General features: G+C 53.8%; 18 protein-coding genes. 9 read left to right on the plus strand and 9 right to left on the minus strand.

The features are described from left to right. The first annotated feature begins 246 nt into the window (after positions 1-246). The 4 genes from dsbG (at position 247) to SK32_RS09940 (ending at position 4,108) form a co-directional block, all read left to right on the plus strand. Positions 247-993: a thiol:disulfide interchange protein DsbG gene (gene dsbG, locus SK32_RS09925; RefSeq protein WP_048212319.1), complete on the plus strand. Its 747-nt coding sequence runs from the start codon at positions 247-249 to the stop codon at positions 991-993. 225 nt (positions 994-1,218) lie between these two features. Beyond that, the gene (gene citR, locus SK32_RS09930; protein WP_048212320.1) at positions 1,219-2,160 is read left to right on the plus strand and encodes a DNA-binding transcriptional repressor CitR; all 942 of its coding nucleotides are present in this window, start codon (positions 1,219-1,221) and stop codon (positions 2,158-2,160) included. 122 nt (positions 2,161-2,282) lie between these two features. Next, positions 2,283-3,506: a phosphoadenosine phosphosulfate reductase gene (locus SK32_RS09935; RefSeq protein ID WP_048212321.1), complete on the plus strand. Its 1,224-nt coding sequence runs from the start codon at positions 2,283-2,285 to the stop codon at positions 3,504-3,506. After that, a complete protein-coding gene (locus SK32_RS09940; protein ID WP_048212322.1) occupies positions 3,491-4,108 on the plus strand; it encodes an IbrB-like domain-containing protein in 618 nt (205 codons plus the stop codon). The genes SK32_RS09935 and SK32_RS09940 overlap by 16 nt, the downstream gene beginning before the upstream one ends. A 13-nt stretch (positions 4,109-4,121) precedes the next feature. Here the strand turns inward: SK32_RS09940 and SK32_RS09945 are convergent, their stop codons facing one another. Continuing rightward, the gene (locus SK32_RS09945) at positions 4,122-5,282 is read right to left on the minus strand and encodes a pyridoxal phosphate-dependent aminotransferase (protein WP_048212323.1); all 1,161 of its coding nucleotides are present in this window, start codon (positions 5,280-5,282) and stop codon (positions 4,122-4,124) included. A gap of 132 nt (positions 5,283-5,414) precedes the next feature. Between SK32_RS09945 and SK32_RS09950 the strand changes: the two genes are divergently transcribed. After that, positions 5,415-6,503, plus strand: coding sequence for an oxidoreductase (locus SK32_RS09950; RefSeq protein WP_048212324.1), 1,089 nt, complete (start codon positions 5,415-5,417; stop codon positions 6,501-6,503). 98 nt (positions 6,504-6,601) lie between these two features. Here SK32_RS09950 and SK32_RS09955 read toward each other — a convergent pair whose 3' ends face one another. The 7 genes from SK32_RS09955 to entC form a co-directional block, all read right to left on the minus strand. After that, a complete protein-coding gene (locus SK32_RS09955) occupies positions 6,602-6,799 on the minus strand; it encodes a YbdD/YjiX family protein (protein WP_003022064.1) in 198 nt (65 codons plus the stop codon). A 63-nt stretch (positions 6,800-6,862) separates the two neighbouring features. Further along, positions 6,863-8,968, minus strand: a complete 2,106-nt coding sequence (gene cstA, locus SK32_RS09960) for a pyruvate/proton symporter CstA (protein ID WP_016152202.1) — start codon at positions 8,966-8,968, stop codon at positions 6,863-6,865. Positions 8,969-9,152: 184 nt separating this feature from the next. Beyond that, positions 9,153-9,566 carry a proofreading thioesterase EntH gene (entH, locus tag SK32_RS09965; protein WP_048212612.1) on the minus strand — a complete coding sequence of 138 codons (414 nt, stop codon included), beginning with the start codon at positions 9,564-9,566 and terminating at the stop codon, positions 9,153-9,155. A 2-nt stretch (positions 9,567-9,568) separates the two neighbouring features. Further along, a complete protein-coding gene (entA, locus tag SK32_RS09970; protein WP_048212325.1) occupies positions 9,569-10,324 on the minus strand; it encodes a 2,3-dihydro-2,3-dihydroxybenzoate dehydrogenase EntA in 756 nt (251 codons plus the stop codon). Then, positions 10,324-11,181, minus strand: a complete 858-nt coding sequence (locus SK32_RS09975; RefSeq protein ID WP_048212326.1) for an isochorismatase — start codon at positions 11,179-11,181, stop codon at positions 10,324-10,326. The genes entA and SK32_RS09975 overlap by 1 nt, the downstream gene beginning before the upstream one ends. 13 nt (positions 11,182-11,194) lie before the next feature. After that, positions 11,195-12,805 (minus strand): (2,3-dihydroxybenzoyl)adenylate synthase EntE, encoded by a 1,611-nt coding sequence (gene entE / locus SK32_RS09980; protein WP_048212327.1) that lies wholly within the window; start codon positions 12,803-12,805, stop codon positions 11,195-11,197. A 54-nt stretch (positions 12,806-12,859) separates the two neighbouring features. Continuing rightward, positions 12,860-14,035: an isochorismate synthase EntC gene (gene entC, locus SK32_RS09985; RefSeq protein ID WP_048212328.1), complete on the minus strand. Its 1,176-nt coding sequence runs from the start codon at positions 14,033-14,035 to the stop codon at positions 12,860-12,862. Between the two features lie 188 nt (positions 14,036-14,223). On the opposite strand from entC, the gene fepB reads away from it, so the two are divergent. Then, positions 14,224-15,180, plus strand: coding sequence for a Fe2+-enterobactin ABC transporter substrate-binding protein (fepB, locus tag SK32_RS09990; RefSeq protein ID WP_048212329.1), 957 nt, complete (start codon positions 14,224-14,226; stop codon positions 15,178-15,180). Between the two features lie 61 nt (positions 15,181-15,241). Here the strand turns inward: fepB and entS are convergent, their stop codons facing one another. Next, positions 15,242-16,477: an enterobactin transporter EntS gene (gene entS / locus SK32_RS09995; protein WP_048212330.1), complete on the minus strand. Its 1,236-nt coding sequence runs from the start codon at positions 16,475-16,477 to the stop codon at positions 15,242-15,244. Between the two features lie 109 nt (positions 16,478-16,586). Here entS and fepD point away from each other — a divergent pair, with 109 nt between their 5' ends. Genes fepD through fepC form a run of 3 tightly spaced genes read left to right on the plus strand, consistent with a single transcriptional unit; the run spans position 16,587 to position 19,383 of the window. Further along, positions 16,587-17,594: a Fe(3+)-siderophore ABC transporter permease gene (fepD, locus tag SK32_RS10000; RefSeq protein WP_048212331.1), complete on the plus strand. Its 1,008-nt coding sequence runs from the start codon at positions 16,587-16,589 to the stop codon at positions 17,592-17,594. Next, a complete protein-coding gene (fepG, locus tag SK32_RS10005) occupies positions 17,591-18,583 on the plus strand; it encodes an iron-enterobactin ABC transporter permease (protein ID WP_048212332.1) in 993 nt (330 codons plus the stop codon). Before fepD ends, fepG begins: the two co-directional genes overlap by 4 nt. Continuing rightward, entirely contained in the window at positions 18,580-19,383 is an 804-nt protein-coding gene (gene fepC / locus SK32_RS10010; protein ID WP_048212333.1) for an iron-enterobactin ABC transporter ATP-binding protein, read from the plus strand. Before fepG ends, fepC begins: the two co-directional genes overlap by 4 nt. Positions 19,384-19,402 lie beyond the last annotated feature (19 nt).

The following is a 19,402-nucleotide window of genomic DNA, read 5'->3' on the forward strand; positions in this document are numbered from 1 at the left end:
TTCTAAAAGTAAAAAAGGCTCCCTTTGCAGGGAGCCTCATTACCCGAGTTACCCGCAAGTAACTTCAGTGCCAGCAGAACTGGCTATGTGTTGCGCTCTACATTACCTTAACCAAGGTCGTAACAGCGATTGGGATTACATCACCCAACTACCGAAAGGGCAATCGACAGACTGTCGATCTTACCTATGGCTGCGATAGGTTTTGCAACTTAACTCCCTTTCCTTCTAATTTTATAAGGAAAATCAATGTTTAAACGTACATTACTCTTAGCTCTGCTCCCTGCAGTCGTCCACGCTGAAGAGCTTCCTGCCCCCGTGAAAGCGATTGAGAAACAGGGCATTACGATTCTGAAGTCGTTCGACGCCCCGGGAGGCATGAAAGGTTATCTGGGCAAATATCAGGACATGGGGGTCACTATCTATGTGACGCCTGATGGAAAACAGGCGATCTCCGGCTATATGTATAACGAGAAAGGTGAAAACCTGAGTAATGCGCTGATAGAAAAAGAGATCTATGCCCCTGCCGGGCGCGAGATGTGGCAACGCATGGAAAAAGCGTCGTGGATTCTGGATGGCAAAAAAGACGCGCCAGTTATTGTGTATGTGTTTGCCGATCCCTTCTGTCCCTATTGTAAACAGTTCTGGCAGCAGGCGCGCCCGTGGGTGGACGCCGGTAAAGTCCAACTGCGCACGTTGCTGGTTGGCGTAATAAAACCCGAAAGCCCGGCAACCGCTGCGGCCATTCTGGCAAGCAAGGACCCCGCTAAAACCTGGCACGACTATGAAGCCTCCGGCGGCAAAATGACGCTGGCACTGCCAGCAAACCCGCCTGCCGAGCAAATGAAGACGCTGAATATCAACCAAAAACTAATGGACGATTTAGGCGCCAATGTCACACCCGCCATTTATTACATGAGCAAAGATAATACCCTGCAACAGGCAGTAGGTTTGCCCGATAAAGAGAAGCTGGATATTATCATGGGAGCCAAATAAATATACGCAACGAATGATTGATATTATTTTCATATCAATCATTCTTCTTTTCTATATCAATTAACCCGTTAGCACTTTTTACCGAAAAAATAACCCTGCCTGTGCTATTTTAAGTAGTAGTAAACTATTCATTAAGTTTTACATGTATATGAAACGATAATGCATTACAACTTATACATAACAAAATGAAATATTTCACAACTAAACTAAAACAGGAATTAGCGTATGGCTAACCTTTACGACCTCAAAAAATTCGATCTGAACCTGCTGGTTATTTTCGAGTGTATCTATCAGAATCTGAGCATAAGCAAAGCCGCCGAAACGCTGTTTATTACCCCCTCAGCCGTTAGCCAGTCGCTACAAAGGCTTCGCACTCAATTCAATGATCCTTTGTTTATTCGGGCAGGGAAAGGTATTACGCCTACCGTAACGGCGGTCAATCTACACCATCACCTTGAGAACAATCTCAACAGTCTGGAAGAAACAATAAATATCATGCACAGCTCCAGTCTGAAGAAAAAATTCGTCATTTACAGTCCGCAAATTATCAGCAATGCCTACATAAGTGAGTTAATTAAATCTATCAGGGAAGACAAATATGTTGAAATTGAACATCGTGATATTCTGATAACATCGGAAACCGCTGAAGACTTACTCGCCTACCGTAAAGCGGATGTTGTCATCACGACATCACCGATCGTTAACCGCTCAATTATATGCACCCCATTCAGGACAATTGAGACCGTATTGGTCTGTGGCAAAAACCACCCCAGAATAAATGAAAAAACAACGTTAAATGAAATACTGGAAGAACAGTTTTCGCGGTTTCTCTCTGACGATGCTGGTGTAAAAGAGCACCAGTCGGAAACAAATGCTTTTCTCGCCAATCGTAAAACCGGGTTCTCTAGTGATTCACTAATGTCTATTATCAACATTATATCCATTACAGATATCATTGGTTTCATTCCTAAACCAACCTTTGAATTATATTCGTCATTATTCAATTTAAAGAAAATCAGAACAGATATTAAGCCGCCATCAATAAATCTATTTTTAATGTACAACCGGGCCTCACTTAACAACAAAAACTTTGAGAACTCCATAACAAAAATAAACAAAAAAACCGAAAAAAGCGACATCTCAAAGAACCATACATACACTAAATAAAAAAATATTTTAAATACATTAAGTGAATATATTTAAAGGTTGCACGCTTCGTAAATTGGCATATCTTATTCAAAGTATACATTAGAGATGTTACTCTTTTATTCTTTCAGTATGGACTTGCTATGTCTGTTTACAAAATCCCTCTGAGTCAGAGCGTGCTGGAAGCCGCTCAGGAACGCATTACCTGGACTTTGGAAACACTGCCTCGCGTGTGCGTTTCACTGTCTGGAGGGAAAGACTCCGGGCTCATGATGCATCTCACCGCCACTCTTGCACGCCAGTTACATAAAAAAATAAGCGTATTGTTTATTGACTGGGAAGCCCAGTTCTCTTGTACTATCGACTATGTTGAAGCGCTACGAGAACACTATTCTGACGTTATAGAACGTTTTTATTGGGTAGCAATACCGCTCACCACCCAAAATTCTCTCTCACAATTTCAACCGGAATGGCAGTGTTGGGAACCCAATACACAATGGGTGCGGCAACCACCAGCAGATGCGATTACCGATCCCAGTTTCTTTCATTTCTACCAACCCGGCATGACCTTTGAACAATTCGTTCGTGAGTTCGCTGACTGGTTTTCAGAAAAACGTCCTGCGGCAATGATGGTAGGCATCCGTGCCGACGAGTCATATAACCGTTTTGTCGCCATTGCCCATTCACGTAAGCAACGTTTTGCCGATGACAAACCGTGGACTACCGCCGCACCGGGAGGACACACCTGGTATATCTATCCGGTGTATGACTGGAAAACAGCCGATATATGGACATGGTTTGCGAAAACAAAAATGCCATGCAACCCCCTGTATAACCTGATGTACCAGGCTGGCGTGCCAACACGATATATGCGCATTTGCGAACCCTTTGGCCCGGAACAACGCCAGGGACTGTGGCTGTATCATGTTATTGAGCCACAGCGATGGGCAGCCATGTGCACCCGGGTTAGCGGCGTTAAAAGCGGCGGAATATACGCCGGTCATGACAACCATTTTTACGGCCACCGGAAAATATTAAAACCTGAGCATTTAAGCTGGCAAGCGTACGCCATGCTGCTATTAGACAGCATGCCGCAACAGACCGCAGAGCACTACCGCAACAAAATCGCCGTCTATTTACAGTGGTACAAGAAAAAAGGGATCGATAATATTCCTCAAACCCAGGAAAACGATATTGGTTCTAAAGATATCCCCTCATGGAGACGGATCTGCAAAGTACTGCTGAATAATGACTACTGGTGTCGGGCACTCTCATTCAGTCCCACAAAAATGAAAAACTATCAGCGTTATAACGAACGTATGAAAACCAAACGCCAGGAATGGGGGATCTTATGCAACGACGACTAACTCAGGAACTCACCGGTTTTCTTTCTGGCCTTTCAGAAGAAGAACGAATTGAAGCAATCAATGAATTCAGGATGGCAATCCATAGCGTCAGTCCTTTCCGTGAAGAACCGGTAGACTGCGTTCTGTGGATCAAAAACAGCGCTATTTCGCCAAATGATTACAACCCAAATAACGTTGCGCCGCCGGAGAAAAAGCTACTGCTGAAATCCATTGAAGCCGATGGCTTCACACAACCGATCGTCGTGGTTCAATCAACCCCGGAAGAATATGAAATCGTCGACGGATTCCATCGACATGAAATCGGCAAAAACAAATCATCGCTAAAATCACGCCTGAAAGGTTATCTGCCCGTTGCCTGTCTGCAACGCGGGCGTCATGAGCGCATGGCGGCGACAATCCGCCACAATCGTGCCCGTGGGCGGCATCAAATCCATGCCATGTCGGAAATCGTTCGTGAATTATCACAATTAGGCTGGAGCGAAGAGAAAATCGGTAAAGAACTGGGGATGGATAGCGACGAAGTCTTACGTCTGAAGCAAATCAACGGTCTGCAAGAGTTATTTGCCGACCGTCGATTCTCCAAAGCCTGGACGGTGAAGTAGCGAAATCGCGTCACTACAGCGTAACCAGGCGTTCTGCCGCTGCCAGCAGCGTCGATTCTTGCTTAGCAAAACACAGGCGAATCAGCTTATGTGGGAAAGGATCGGCGCAGAAAACGGACAGTGGTATCGCCGCCACGCCGACCTCTTTAGTCAGCCATTGGCAAAACGCCACATCGTTGAGATCAGAAACAGCACTGTAATCAATCAGCAAAAAGTACGTCCCTTCGCAGGGTAGTATTTCCAGCCGACTGTCACGCAGCGCATTCACCAGCACATCACGTTTTCTCTGATAAAACGCGGGCAGCTCACGGTAGTGCGTCGGATCTTCGCGCAGCATATCCGCCAGCGCCAGTTGTGCCGGCGTGTTGACCGAGAAGGTTAAATACTGATGGACCTTACGTAACTCCGCGCTGATAGCTGGTGGCGCAACACAGTACCCCACTTTCCAGCCCGTCATATGATAGGTTTTGCCAAATGATGAAACGGCAACTGCGCGCGCCCTTAGTTGCGGATGCGCCAGCACGCTGGCATGCCCATGCGTGGCAAAACAGATATGCTCGTAGACTTCGTCACTGACAACATAAATCTCATGCCGGTTAATAGCCTGCCATAACGCCTCAAAGTCCGCCTTCTGCCATACCGTAGCCGAGGGGTTATGCGGTGTATTTAGGATCACCAGCCGGGTGCGGTCACTGATTAGCGCAGCAAATTCCTGCCAGTCGACGCGAAAAGACGGCGGTTGCAGCGCGATGCGTTTAACCTCGCCGCCGGATAATTCGATCGCGGGCGCATAGCTGTCGTAGCTCGGGTCAAAACAGATCACCTCATCGCCAGGCCGTACCAGTGCCGTGATCGCGGCGTACAATGCTTCCGTTGCCCCCGCAGTAACGGTCACTTCGCTATTTGCGTCGGGTCTATAGCCGTACAACTGCGCGGTTTTATCCGCAATGGCCTCTCGCAGCGGCTGTACGCCCGTCATCGGCGCATACTGGTTTGCGCCATGCGCGACGTGATACGCCAGACGTTCTTGTAAAAAGAGTGGACCATCAAAATCAGGAAATCCCTGCGAGAGGTTAATGGCCTGGTGCTGCTGCGCCAGCGCGCTCATTTGCGTGAAAATAGTGGTGCCCAGATTAGGCAGTTTGCTTTTCGGAATCAGCGGGTTATTACTCATTATTGTTATCCCAGCGTGTAATGTTGTGGTTGAAGCCACTATAGCACGATGCTAGTATTTGGCAATCAAGACGTTCAGACGTCTATATAAAAATAACCTGCCTGGACAGGACAGCCAAAAGGACAACACAACATGAGTAATACCGAGATTCGCGTCGTCACCGGCCCGGCTAACTATTTTTCCCATCGCGGCAGCCTGTCGAGACTCAACGATTTTTTCACAAAGGATCAACTCTCACGCGCCGTCTGGGTATATGGTGAGCGCGCCATCAATGCAGCCCGGCCTTATCTGCCAGAGGCCTTTCATCTTGCCGAGGCTAAGCGCCTACTGTTTACGGGACATTGCAGCGAAACCGATGTTACTCAACTGGCAAAAGAGTCGGGAGAGAATCGCAGCGTGGTGATTGGCGTGGGTGGAGGAACATTGCTCGACACCGCTAAAGCGTTGGCCCGTCGTCTGGATTTGCCGTTTGTCGGTATTCCTACGATTGCGGCGACCTGCGCTGCCTGGACGCCGCTGTCCGTGTGGTACAACGATGCAGGTCAGGCACTGCATTTCGAAATTTTCGATGATGCCAATTTTTTGGTACTGGTAGAGCCAGAGATCGTGCTTAATGCGCCAGACGCGTATTTGCTGGCTGGTATCGGGGACACGTTGGCGAAATGGTACGAAGCGGTTGTGCTCGCCCCACAGCCTGAAACCTTGCCGCTGACTGTACGTCTTGGCATCAACGGCGCATTGGCGATCCGCGACGTTCTCCTTCAGAGCAGCGAGCAGGCGCTGGCAGATAAGCAGCATGGTGAACTGACCCGTGCATTTTGCGACGTGGTGGATGCGATCATTGCCGGAGGCGGCATGGTCGGCGGTCTGGGCGAGCGCTACACCCGCGTGGCGGCGGCACACTCGGTGCATAATGGCCTGACCGTCCTCCCGCAAACGGAGAAATTTTTACATGGCACCAAAGTAGCGTACGGCATACTGGTGCAGAGCGCGTTGTTGGGACAAGATGCTGTGCTGGCGCAGTTAATTACCGCCTATCAGCGCTTCAATTTGCCAACCCGATTAGCTCAACTGGACGTGGACATCCAAAACCGCGCAGAAATCGACAAAGTGATTGCGCACACCCTGCGCCCGGTGGAGTCCATTCACGCCCTGCCGGTAACGTTAACGTCGGAGACACTGCGCGCAGCATTCGAAAAGGTAGAGTCATTTACGGTATGACTATGGTGCAGGTTGCCTGATGGCGGCTTCGCCTTTTCAGGACTACGGTCAAAGCATTGTTGTAGGCCGGATAAGCGTTAGCGCCATCCGGCAAAAAATCAACAGCACTTCGCGCCGCCTTTCCCCCCATAGCGCGCATCCTGGCGCTCGCGGAAAAACTCTTCGTAGGTCATTGGCGTTTGGTCCGGATGCGTGACGCGCATATGTTCAACATAGTTGTCGTAATCCGGCACACCGATCATTAACCGGGCGGTTTGACCTAAATACTTCCCGGCTTTGGCGAGTGTTTCAAACATAGTGATTCCCTGTCGTACAAACGCCCTCCCCGTTCAGGAGAGGGCTCATTGGTTAAGAGAATATTAGTGCGCGCCTTTCGCCTGCGCCACGATCTCTTCGACATTCTCAGGCATCGGCTCGTACGGCGTCTCTTTCGACGTTGGTTTGTCCTCTTTCAACGCTGCCAGCGCAGTTTTGATGGAGAACAGACCCAGCACCACAACGACTACCATGAAGAAGATGGTGAGACCCGCATCCAGGCGGTTGTTAAACACCAGCTGCGTCAGCTGCGACTGGGTGTACTGCGCCGGAATGTTACCGCTGTCGATCATCGCCTGGAATTTGTTGGCGATAGCCAGGAAGCCGATTTTCGCATCCGGGCTAAACGCTTTCTGCCAGCCAGCGGTCAGGGTACAAATCAGCAGCCAGGCGGTTGGCACCAGCGCCACCCATGCGTAGCGCTGGCGTTTCATCTTGAATAGCACCACCGCACAGAGCATCAACGCCATACCGGCCAGCATCTGGTTGGCGATACCAAACAGCGGCCACAGGGTGTTAATACCGCCCAGTGGATCCACCACGCCCTGGTGCAGGAAGTAACCCCAGGCCAGTACGCACAGCGCCGTCGCCAACAGGTTCGCTGGCAGCGAATCGGTACGTTTCAGCCCTGGTGACACCACGCCCAGCAGATCCTGCAGCATAAAGCGCGCGGCGCGCGTACCGGCGTCTACTGCCGTCAGAATAAACAGGGCTTCAAACAGAATGGCGAAGTGATACCAGAATGCCACATCCATCATGCCACCCAGCGCACCGTGCAGAATATACGCCATGCCCACCGCCAGCGTCGGCGCGCCGCCTGCACGGGAGATAATGGATTGTTCGCCGACATCGTTCGCGATCTGATGCAGCGTATCAGGCGTGATAACAAAGCCCCAACTGCTCACGACCTGTGCCGCTGACGCAACCACATCGGTGGTTCCGGCAGGTGCCAGTACCGCCATCGGGCTGTTCATCGCAAAGTAGACGCCCGGATCGATAACACAGGCCGCTACCAGCGCCATAATGGCGACAAAGGATTCCATCAGCATCCCGCCATAGCCGATAAAACAGGCCTGACCTTCATTCGCCAGCATCTTCGGCGTGGTGCCGGAGGCAATCAGCGCGTGGAAACCAGAGACTGCGCCGCAGGCGATGGTAATAAACAGGAACGGGAACAGGTTACCGCTCCAGACCGGGCCGGTACCGTCAACAAACTTGGTCAACGCAGGCATGGTCAGCGTCGGGCGCATGATCAGGATCCCTACCGCCAGACCCACAATGGTGCCGATTTTCAGGAAGGTAGAAAGGTAATCGCGCGGTGCCAGCAGCAGCCAGACCGGCAGCACGGCAGCCACGAAACCGTAGCCCACCAGCATCCAGGTCAGCTGTACACCGGTAAAGTCAAAATAAGGGGCCCAGGTAGGACTCTCCGCCACCCAGCCACCGGAAATAATGGCAAATACCAGGAACACCAGACCGATGACCGACACTTCGCCAATGCGACCCGGGCGCAGATAACGCAGGTAAATCCCCATAAAAATCGCCAGCGGGATAGTGAACGCTACGGTGTAAGTTCCCCACGGGCTGTGGGTTAGCGCTTTCACGACAATCATCGCCAGTACCGCGAGGATAATCACCATGATCATAAAACAGGCCACCAGCGCAATGACGCCTGCCGTTGGGCCCATCTCTTCTTTCACCAGTTCGCCAAGGGAACGACCATCGCGACGGGTAGAAACAAACAGCACCATAAAGTCCTGCACCGCGCCGGCCAGCACTACCCCGGCGAGCAGCCAGATCATCCCTGGCAGATAGCCCATTTGCGCCGCCAGCACCGGTCCAACTAACGGACCCGCTCCGGCAATCGCTGCAAAATGGTGACCAAACAGTACTTTTTTATCGGTGGGAACATAGTCCAGACCGTCGTTATGACGCACGGCTGGCGTCATACGCGTCGGGTCCAGCGCCAGTACATTTTTCGCGATGTACAGGCCATAGAAACGGTAAGCGATAAGGTAGACACAGACCGACGCCACGACTATCCACAACGCGTTGATCTGTTCACCACGGTTTAATGCTATATAGCCGAGGGCAAATGCTCCCATTACGGAGAGCACTGTCCAGACGAGGTACTTCCCTGATTTATTCATAGTTGTTATCCGTTGTCCTATCCAGAGAGATGTTACATTTTGTTTCTATAACATCTTTTCTGGATTTAACAACCTGACAACCATGCAAACCCGAAGTATCACTGAGTATTTACATTGCATTGTTAACTAGATCACTTCATTTACCTGTTAACCCTGCAATTTCATTTTACTTTGCCGGGTGACTTCACCCCATCACCGCCGTGCCTAAACGGCAGGTGCAGCAGCGCCGCCCCTGTTCATCAAAGATGACGATTTCCCAGCTTTGATTCTGTCGCCCAAGATACAACGGCTGGCACACACCGCGCACTTTCCCCTGCGATACTGCGCGGTGATGCGTGGCGTTCAACTCAGTTCCCACCACACACTGCCCGTCTCGAGTCATCAGATAACCCGCCATTGACCCCAACGTTTCCGCCAGAGCCGCCGACGCGCCGCCGTGCAGCAAACCAAACGGCTGATGCGTACGCTCATCCACCGGCATTTCGGCTTCCAGCACATCATCACTCAGTCGGGTATAAACCATGCCCAGATGCGCCACCATGGTGTTCTGACTGGTGGCATTCAGTTCATCCAGCGTTAAATGACGTTTCCAGATCATCGTCATGCCCCCAACGTGGAGCCGCCGTCCACCACAATATCCTGCAACGTAATGTGGCTGGCCAGATCGGAGGCGAGGAATAAAATCGTGTTGGCGATCTCCTGCGGCCGGGCGATTTTCCCCAACGGAATGCCGAGCTTAAACTGCTCGCCAAACCCTCGAATACGCTGCTGTTCCGCATCATCACTGACCCACAACGTACGCTGCATGTCGGTATCGGTCGAGCCTGGCGAAACCACATTGCAGCGCACGCCGCTGCCCGCCAGTTCAAGTCCCACGGTTAGCGCCAGGCTTTTCAGCGCGGCTTTTGACGCCCCATAAGCACTCATGCCGATACGCGGCGTGTGCGCCGCATCCGATGCGACGGTGACAATTGCCCCGCCCCGCTGGCGACGAAACTGCGCCATCGTCTGCTGAAACAAATTGAATGCTCCGCCCACGTTGACGGCAAAGGTTTGCTGCCAGTCCTCCACGCTCAGCGCGTCGGTTGGTCCCATACGCAGGATCCCTGCGGCGTTCACCAGTATGTCGAGACGCCCGGTATTCGCCAGCAAACGCTCGCATACCTGCGCCACCTGCTGCGCGTTCGCCACGTCCATCACCTCAGTAGCAAAGGGATACTCTGCCAGCGCGAACTCGCGGTCGAAGCCCGTAACCTGTGCCCCGGCATCAACAAACGCCAGCGCCGTGGTGTAGCCAATGCCTTTTCCCGCGCCGGTTATCCAGACGGTTTTCCCTGTGAAGTCAAATCCGGCCATCACTTCACCTCGCGGGAGAGCAGCGTCCACCAGGCGTCAATGGTCGGTTTTTTCGCCAGCATCACAAAGTCGATATCGCCATGCACTTTCCGCCAACGAGCCGCCAGCGCCATCATACGTACTGAGTCCAGACCGTAATCGATTAAGTTTTCGTCATCCATTGGCTCTTCAGACTCATCGAGTAGCGGCAGAATCACGCTGCGCAGCGCATCTTTACTGTCCGGAACAGGTGTCGGCAGTAACTCCTGGGTCATCACCACGCGACCGGAACGCCCCGCCACGTATTTCAGTGACATCAGGTGTTCATCACGGCTAAAGTCTGCCAGCGCATCTGCGACCATAAACGGCTTAATATCACGCATGAAGGCATCAGTCGCGGTGGTCATGCAGCCAATATGCGCATACACGCCGGTGATGATCAGCTGGTTACGTCCAGTGTCTCTTAGCATCTGCTCCAGCGGTGAACGATGAAACGCGCTGTAACGCCATTTAACCAGAATGGTATCCGCTTCGTCCGGTGCCAGCGCATCGACGATTTTTTGCTGTTCAGGCGAGCGCGTCAGGCCGGGTCCCCACATATCGTTCAACAACGCACGGTCTTCATCGCTTTGTTCTTTCGGCTGCGCAGTGTAATAGACCGGAATATTATGTGCTTTACAGTACTGACGCAGCGCGGCGATGTTGGCCACTACCTGTTCCATCATCGGGCAGTTCTCGCCCCAAAAGCCGATAAAATAGTCCTGCATGTCGTGGATTAGCAGCGCGGCGCATTCTGGTTCAAATGCCCAGTCAACTTTATTTGCCGGAACATCAAGCGCCGTTGGCAGCGCATAAGCCTGCAGTTTAGGGATTGCCATTTCTTCTTCTCCTTCAGGCCGGTGAACGTGATGCCAGCCACTGACGTAATTGTTTTTTATCCACTTTGCCTACCGGGGTCAGCGGCAATGACTCAACGCACTCGACACGGTCCGGCAATTTGAATTCCGCCACGCCCTGTTCGCGCAGAAAACGACGCACCTGTACCGCGCGCAGCGGCTCTTTCACCACCAGGCAGGCGCAGCTTTTCTCGCCCATCAGTTCGTCATCCACACTGACCAATGCCGCATGAATCACCGCCGGATGGCGCAGTAACAAGTTTTCGATTTCTTCGGCAGCGATCTTCTCCCCGCCGCGGTTAATCTGATCTTTCTCGCGCCCCTGCACGGTGATGTAACCATCCCGATCGATGGCGATCAGATCACCAGAGCAATAAAATCCGTTAGCATCAAACGCGCTGGCATTGTGTTCAGGGCTATTGAAGTAACCCCGGAAGGTGTACGGACCGCGCGTCATCAGGCGTCCGGTCTCGCCCTGTGGTAAAGGATTACCGTCAGCGTCTGCCACCCAAACCTCATCGTCAGGGCACATCGGACGCCCCTGGGTATTGATGATGCGCTCGGGACTGTCGTCCAGACGGGTGTAGTTCACCAGCCCTTCCGCCATACCGAAGACCTGCTGCAACTGGCAGCCTATTTCCGCCGGAATGCGAGCGGCAAGCGAAGCCGAAAGCCGCGCGCCTCCCACCTGCAACAGTTTCAGCGAAGCCAGTTGTGCGTTACTGCCCCACTCCTGAATTGCCTGCAGCCACAGACTCACCGCTGGCGGTACCAACGCCGTAACGTTTACCTGATGCTGTTCAATCAACGGAAAGCACAACGTCGCGCTCGGGTCTGCCGCCAGCACCACTGTTCCACCCGCGAGGAAAACGCCCAGCGCGCCAGGCGAACTCATGGCGTAGTTATGCGCCGCTGGAATAGCGCACAGATAGCGCGTTTCTCCAGTGAAATGGCAAATCTCGTTGCTGCGGCGCACGCTGTAGTAGTAATCATTGTGGGTACGCGGGATCAGCTTTGGCGTCCCGGTCGTGCCGCCGGAAAGCTGGAAATACGCCACTTCATCGGCAGGCGATGGCGTGGCGGTAAACGCCGTTGCGGGTTGGCTTATAGCCGTTTGCAGATTGTGTTCGCCGTCATCATTGAGCAACTGGACCACGCGCACTGAATCGTGTTCGGCAACAAAGGTATTCAGAAACTCGTCGTCACTGAATAACGCATGCTGGCGATCGGCAATCAGTAACACCGGTTTAATTTGCGCTGCGTAGGCGTTGAGTTCGTTACGCTGATGGCTAAACAGTGCCAATACGGGAGCCACGCCCAGTTTGAGCAGTGCGAAGAAAGTGATATACAGCTCAGCCACGTTGCCTAACTGCACCAGTGCGGTCTCGCCGGATTTGATCCCCTGACAACGCAGGCTACAGGCAAGATTATCCGTCACCTGGTTTAACTGGCGGTAGCTAAGATGGCGTTCCCCGTCAATCACCGCCGTCTGGTCGCAATCGGCGTGGCGGGTCAGAATGTCGGTCAGCGGCAAATCCTGCCAGTAGCCTTTTTCACGGTAGCGGCGGGCAAACTCTTCCGGCCAACGGGTGAAAGGAATACTCATTATTGCTCCTTAGAGCCTGTCGATAAGGCCTGAATAGCCTGGTAGACCAGGCGCTTAATGCAGTCCAAAAACATTCAACATGGTGGATAGCTTGGCACCTGTTTCACGCCACTCCGCAATCGGTGACGAGGCGGGTACAATGCCGGCTCCGGCGAAAAAACGTACCTGATTACGCAGCAGTTTCGCACAGCGGATCGTCACGACCCATTCGCCGTTGCCCTGCGAATCACACCAGCCAACAATGCCGCCGAAAAGTTCGCGATCGAACGGCTCCAGTTCGGCGATAAGTTTACGTGCGACCTGATGCGGGAAGCCACTTAGCGCCGGTGTTGGATGCAGCAGACAAGCCAGCGTCAGTGCGTTTTCCTGGGCATTGGCTTTACCTTCAAACGGGGTACCGAGATGCCAGAGCGTGGGCGTGGTGACCAGTTGCGGAGACGAAGGAAGTTGCAACTCACTGCTGCGATCGCGCAGAACCGCTTTCATCGCCTGGGTGACCAGTTCGTGTTCATGGCGATCTTTCTCGGAAGCTAACAGACGGATCCCAGCCTCCCGGTCCAGAACATCGTCCGGTTGGCGACGCGCAGATCCCGCCAACGGCAGCGAACTGAAATGGTCGCCTTCTTTGCGTAACAGCAATTCCGGGCTGGCGCCGATCAGTACACCACCATCGTCGATGGGCACATGGAAGTTGTAGCTTGCCGGGTTTTGCGCTACCAGCCGCTCCAGCAGCGCACCACTGTCGATATTGGCGTCGGCGGTCACATCAATCAGGCGAGACAGCACCACTTTGTCGACTTCCGGGGTTGCCGTCAGCGCCGCTGCTCTGGCGACCATATCTTCGAAAAAATCCTGCTCAGGAATCGATTTACGCTCAACGACATTCAGCGACTGATGGGCAGTAAAGTAACGTGCTGATTGCTGCTTTGCCGTGCGTGAGAAGCTTTGCCATGATTTAGGAATAAACAGCGACGAGGGCTGGCGGGTGTCAAAGGGAATGGCCCCTACCATAATGGGGTTTGCGATGCCCTGCGATTTGGCCTGCGCAAACAGTGCGTGCATTTTCTGTTGGAATGGGCTGTCTGGTGAATCACCATCAATTGCCGGTTCCGCATAGCGGGCGAAGCATCCTGACGTCGTAAAACTACGATACGGCGACATAAAGAAAAAACTGTCGGGAGCGAGAGTTGCCATAGTCTGCGTTTTTTCCTCGGCCAGTGACGTGTCCATATCATCCTCCATAAAATGATAAAGGCTCTAATAATGATTATCATTTATATTTTCGGTCGCTAACCTAAAAGCAAAGCGTCGGTATGTCAACTCTTGTGGTAACACAATGTGCGACTTAGGCTTGCATCCCTGACGCGTAACAATGAAAATGAGAAGCATTAACCACATTGATAACAGGAAGCTTATTTGTGAGATTTTCCGCGTTTTACCGCACTGCGCTGTTACTGGTTGGACTCGTTATTTCAGGAATTTCTTTAAGCCATGCCGCTGACTGGCCACGCCAGGTTACCGACAGCCGCGGCACGCACACGCTGGAACATAAGCCACTGCGCATTGTGTCCACCAGCGTCACGCTCACCGGTTCTCTGCTCGCTATTGATGCGCCCATCATTGCCAGCGGTGCCACGACACCGAATAACCGTATTGGTGACGCTCAGGGCTTTTTACGCCAGTGGAGCGACGTCGCCAAAGAACGCAAACTGAGCCGCCTGTATATTGGCGAGCCGAGCGCCGAAGCCGTTGCAGCACAAATGCCGGATCTGATTCTGGTCAGCGCCACCGGGGGAGATTCCGCGCTTGCACTGTACGATCAACTGTCCACCATAGCCCCTACGCTTATCATTAATTACGACGACAAAAGCTGGCAGTCACTGCTGACACAATTAGGTGAAATCACCGGGCAGGAGCAACAGGCAGCGGCGCGTATTGCTGAGTTTGATAAGCAACTGCTCGCGGTAAAGCAACGTATCACCCTGCCGCCACAGCCAGTCAGTGCGCTGGTGTATACCGCAGCCGCACACAGCGCCAACCTGTGGACGCCGGAGTCCGCGCAAGGCAAGCTGATGGAACAGCTCGGTTTCACGCTGGCACCACTACCTGCCGGACTACATACCAGCCAGAGCCAGGGTAAACGTCACGATATTATCCAGCTTGGTGGTGAAAACCTGGCGGCGGGTCTGAATGGCGAAGCGCTGTTCCTGTTTGCAGGCGACAGCAAAGATGCCGATGCGATTTACGCTAATCCACTGCTGGCGCATCTGCCTGCTGTGCAAAACAAACGCGTTTATGCGCTGGGCACGGAAACCTTCCGTCTCGACTACTACAGCGCAACGCTGCTGCTGCAACGTCTGTCGGCTCTGTTTTAATGGTCAGTGCCGGATGCGGCTAACGCCTTATCCGGCCTACAATCCGTAGAGCATAACGCGATCAGACATTCACGGGAACTTGCCGGAATCGGCGCACTTCTCCCAACAACAGCAGCAGTAAAAGACCGACAATCACCAACCCAAACCCACTGACGCTTGCCGAGGCCGCAGGCGTCATCATCGCCCCCAGCCCCCCTAACAGCGCCGCGCCAATCGCATCGCCGGTGACGTTCTGTGCGGTCCACAAACCGTTAATTCGCCCGAGCATCGCTTCCGGCGTCTGCGTCTGTAACAGGGTGTACTGCAACAAAGAACTGACCGCACTCAGCCAGCCAAACAGCGCCAGACAAACCACACCAAGCTGCCAAACGGGCATCAAGCCAAACAGACCGATAGCCAGGAAAGAGGCCACAGTTGATGCCAGCATAATCAGACCCGGACGCACGCTGTGCGCCAGTTGCCCACTGGTTAAAGCCCCGATGGCCGCGCCCAGGGGAATAGCCGCATACAGTAACCCAATCTGTGCGCTCGACATCTGCCAGTTTATCGCCAGTGCCGGATACAGCACGCGCACGGCGCTCGCCATGGTCAACAGACCGCCAAGCAGCGCAATGCCGCCAATCAGCGGGCTGGAAAGCAGAAAGCGAAATGCTGCCAGCAGCGATTTCAGAGGATGCTCGCGCGGCTGCGGCGGAGGCGGTAATGCGGGAAGGCTCAACAACGGCAGCAAGGTAATAAATGTACCCGCCGCCGCCAGGCCGTAGTTCCAGGCCACGCCACCGGTCGCCAGCAACACCCCACCAAGCATTGGCGAAATCACCGATCCCAGACGCACAGTCAGCATGGTAATCGCCCCGGCCTGCATCAGATTTTCACGCCCGACCAGCGCCGGCGTCGCCGCCAGCAACGCAGTGACACCCAGCGAGGCGAAAAAGCCATCCCATAAACCAAGAATATAGATAGCCAGCAACGACGGTTCGGGCAGCAGTGCGTTCAGACACAGGCCAATAAAACCGATCCCACAGGTTCCGCGAGCCAGCAGGATCACCTTTTTGCGCTCATAGCGATCGGCCAGTACGCCGCCCACCATCAGACCAATAAACATGGCGCTCCCGGTCAGCGTAACCGACAAACCGACCTGCCAGGTCGACTGCGTCATCATCTGGATCTGTACCGGGACCGCAACCCCCAATAGCCCCAGAGAGACAATGGAAATAAAACGGGCGAGGAAGACGGCGCGAAATGCAGGATGGGTCTTTAACAGGCTGAGATTAAGCAGCCAGGATTGTCGATTCATTACAGAGCCTTACCAGGTACTTTTTCAATATCCATTCAATGGCTGCACATGCTAACATATCCAAATAAGATCGATAACGATAATTACTATCATTATCAGGGAAGTTGATATGTCATGCTCTATTTCCGTGACACGCGCCTTCGCCGTGCCCGGACTGTTGTTACTACTTGTTCTCACCACGGCATTAAGTCTGGTTATTGGCGCAAAGTCGCTGCCCACCTCCGTGGTATTTGATGCACTCACCGGCAGTTGTCAAAGCGCCGATTGCACCATCGTGCTGGACGCGCGACTCCCGCGTACGCTGGCAGGGCTCCTCGCAGGTGGTGCACTGGGCCTGGCGGGTGCACTGATGCAAACGCTCACGCGAAACCCTCTCGCCGATCCCGGTATTCTGGGCGTCAACTCTGGTGCCAGCTTTGCTATTGTGCTGGGTGCCGCGCTGTTCGGCTTCTCCTCTGCGCAAGAACAACTGCTGATGGCTTTTGCCGGTGCGCTGGTCGCATCGCTGATCGTGGCATTTACCGGCAGTCAGGGCGGCGGGCAGCTCAGCCCGGTACGTCTGACATTGGCCGGTGTTGCGCTGGGTGCTGTTCTGGAAGGATTATCCACAGGCATCGCCCTGCTCAACCCGGACGTCTACGACCAGTTGCGTTTCTGGCAAGCCGGTTCACTGGATATCCGCAGCCTGCAGACGCTGAAAGTCGTGCTGATCCCGGTCCTGATGGCCGGTGCTGTCGCGCTGTTCCTCAGCCGTGCTCTGAATAGCCTCAGTCTGGGAAGCGACACCGCAACGGCGTTGGGGAGCAAAGTTGCGCGTACCCAGTTTATTGGCCTGTTGGTGATTACCGTACTGTGCGGAAGTGCGACCGCCATCGTCGGCCCTATCGCCTTTATCGGCCTGATGATGCCGCATATGGCACGCTGGCTGGTGGGCGCAGATCATCGCTGGTCGCTGCCCGTCACTCTGCTGGCCACCCCTTCTCTGCTGTTGATTGCCGATATTATCGGTCGTCTGATTGTGCCCGGCGAGCTGCGCGTCTCGGTCGTCAGCGCGTTTATCGGCGCGCCGGTGCTTATCTTTCTGGTACGCCGTAAATCGCGCGGGGGTGGCGCATGATGCACCTCTCCCGTCGCCTGATTGTCAGTTGTCTGCTGCTGGTCGTCGGTTGCCTGGCCGTTGGATTGTGGAGCCTGCGTAGCGGTGCCGTTATGCTCGAGACCCCGCAAATTATTGCCGCCCTGTTCGGTGATGCACCGCGTAGCATTACTCTGGTGGTGACCGAGTGGCGATTACCACGCGTGTTGATGGCGCTGCTGATTGGCGCGGCGCTGGGCGTTAGCGGCGCGATATTCCAGTCATTGATGCGTAACCCGCTGGGTAGCCCGGACGTGATGGGCTTCAATACCGGTGCCTGGAGCGGCGTACTGGTGGCAATGGTGCTGTTTGGTCAGCATCTTACCGCCATCGCGCTGGCGGCAATGCTCGGCGGGATCCTGACTTCGCTGGTGGTCTGGGCGCTGGCCTGGCGCAACGGCATCGACACCTTCCGGCTGATCATCATCGGGATCGGCATTCGCGCTATGCTGGTAGCCTTCAACACCTGGCTGCTGCTGAAGGCGTCCTTAGAAACCGCGCTGACCGCCGGGCTGTGGAACGCCGGATCGCTCAACGGTCTGACCTGGGCGAAGACCTGGCCTTCTGCGCCGCTAATTATCGTGATGCTGGGGTGCGCCGCGCTGTTGGTACGCCGCCTGCGTTTACTGGAAATGGGTGATGACAGCGCCTGCGCGCTTGGAGTCAGCGTAGAGCGTTCACGTTTAATGATGATGCTGGTCGCCGTGGTGTTGACCGCTGCGGCCACCGCGCTGGCAGGACCTATCTCGTTTATTGCTCTTGTCGCCCCACACATCGCTCGTCGGCTTAGCGGCACGGCACGTTGGGGATTAACGCAGTCGGCGCTGTGCGGCGCCCTGCTACTGCTGATGGCCGATTTATGCGCTCAGCAACTATTTATGCCTTATCAGCTTCCGGTTGGCGTTGTCACCGTAAGCCTCGGCGGTATTTACCTTATCGTCTTGTTAATTCAGGAGTCCCGCAAAAAATGACCGAATCAGTAGCCCGTTTGCGTGGCGACCAGTTAACGCTGGGTTATGGCAAGTTTACCGTGGCAGAAAACCTTAATGTCTCGATCCCCGATGGTCACTTCACTGCCATTATTGGCCCCAACGGTTGTGGAAAGTCCACGCTGCTACGTACATTGAGTCGTCTGATGACGCCCGCGCACGGCAAAGTCTGGCTCGATGGCGAACATATTCAACATTACCCCAGTAAAGAGGTCGCACGCAGAATTGGTCTGCTGGCGCAAAATGCCACCACGCCGGGCGATATTACCGTGCAGGAGCTGGTTGCTCGTGGGCGTTATCCACATCAACCTTTATTTACCCGCTGGCGTAAAGAAGATGAAATCGCGGTAACCCACGCGATGCAGGCCACGGGGATCACACATCTGGCGGCGCAAAGTGTGGATACCCTCTCCGGCGGTCAACGCCAACGCGCGTGGATAGCGATGGTACTGGCACAAGAAACGTCTATTATGCTGCTCGACGAACCGACCACCTGGCTGGATATCAGCCATCAGATTGATCTGCTGGAGCTGTTGAGTGAGCTAAACCGGGAGAAAGGTTACACGCTGGCCGCCGTTCTGCACGACCTGAATCAGGCGTGTCGCTATGCCACCCATCTGATTGCACTTCGTGATGGAAAGATCGTCGCCGAGGGTGCGCCGAAAGAGATTGTCACGGCAGAGCTCATTGAAAAAATCTATGGGCTACGGTGTATGATTATCAACGATCCGGTTGCCGGAACGCCGTTAGTGGTTCCGTTAGGACGCACTGCAAACAGGTAAATCGCGCCACCTCCGCAGA

The sequence above is a fragment of the Citrobacter sp. MGH100 genome, from assembly GCF_001034465.1.
Classification (GTDB): domain Bacteria; phylum Pseudomonadota; class Gammaproteobacteria; order Enterobacterales; family Enterobacteriaceae; genus Citrobacter; species Citrobacter youngae.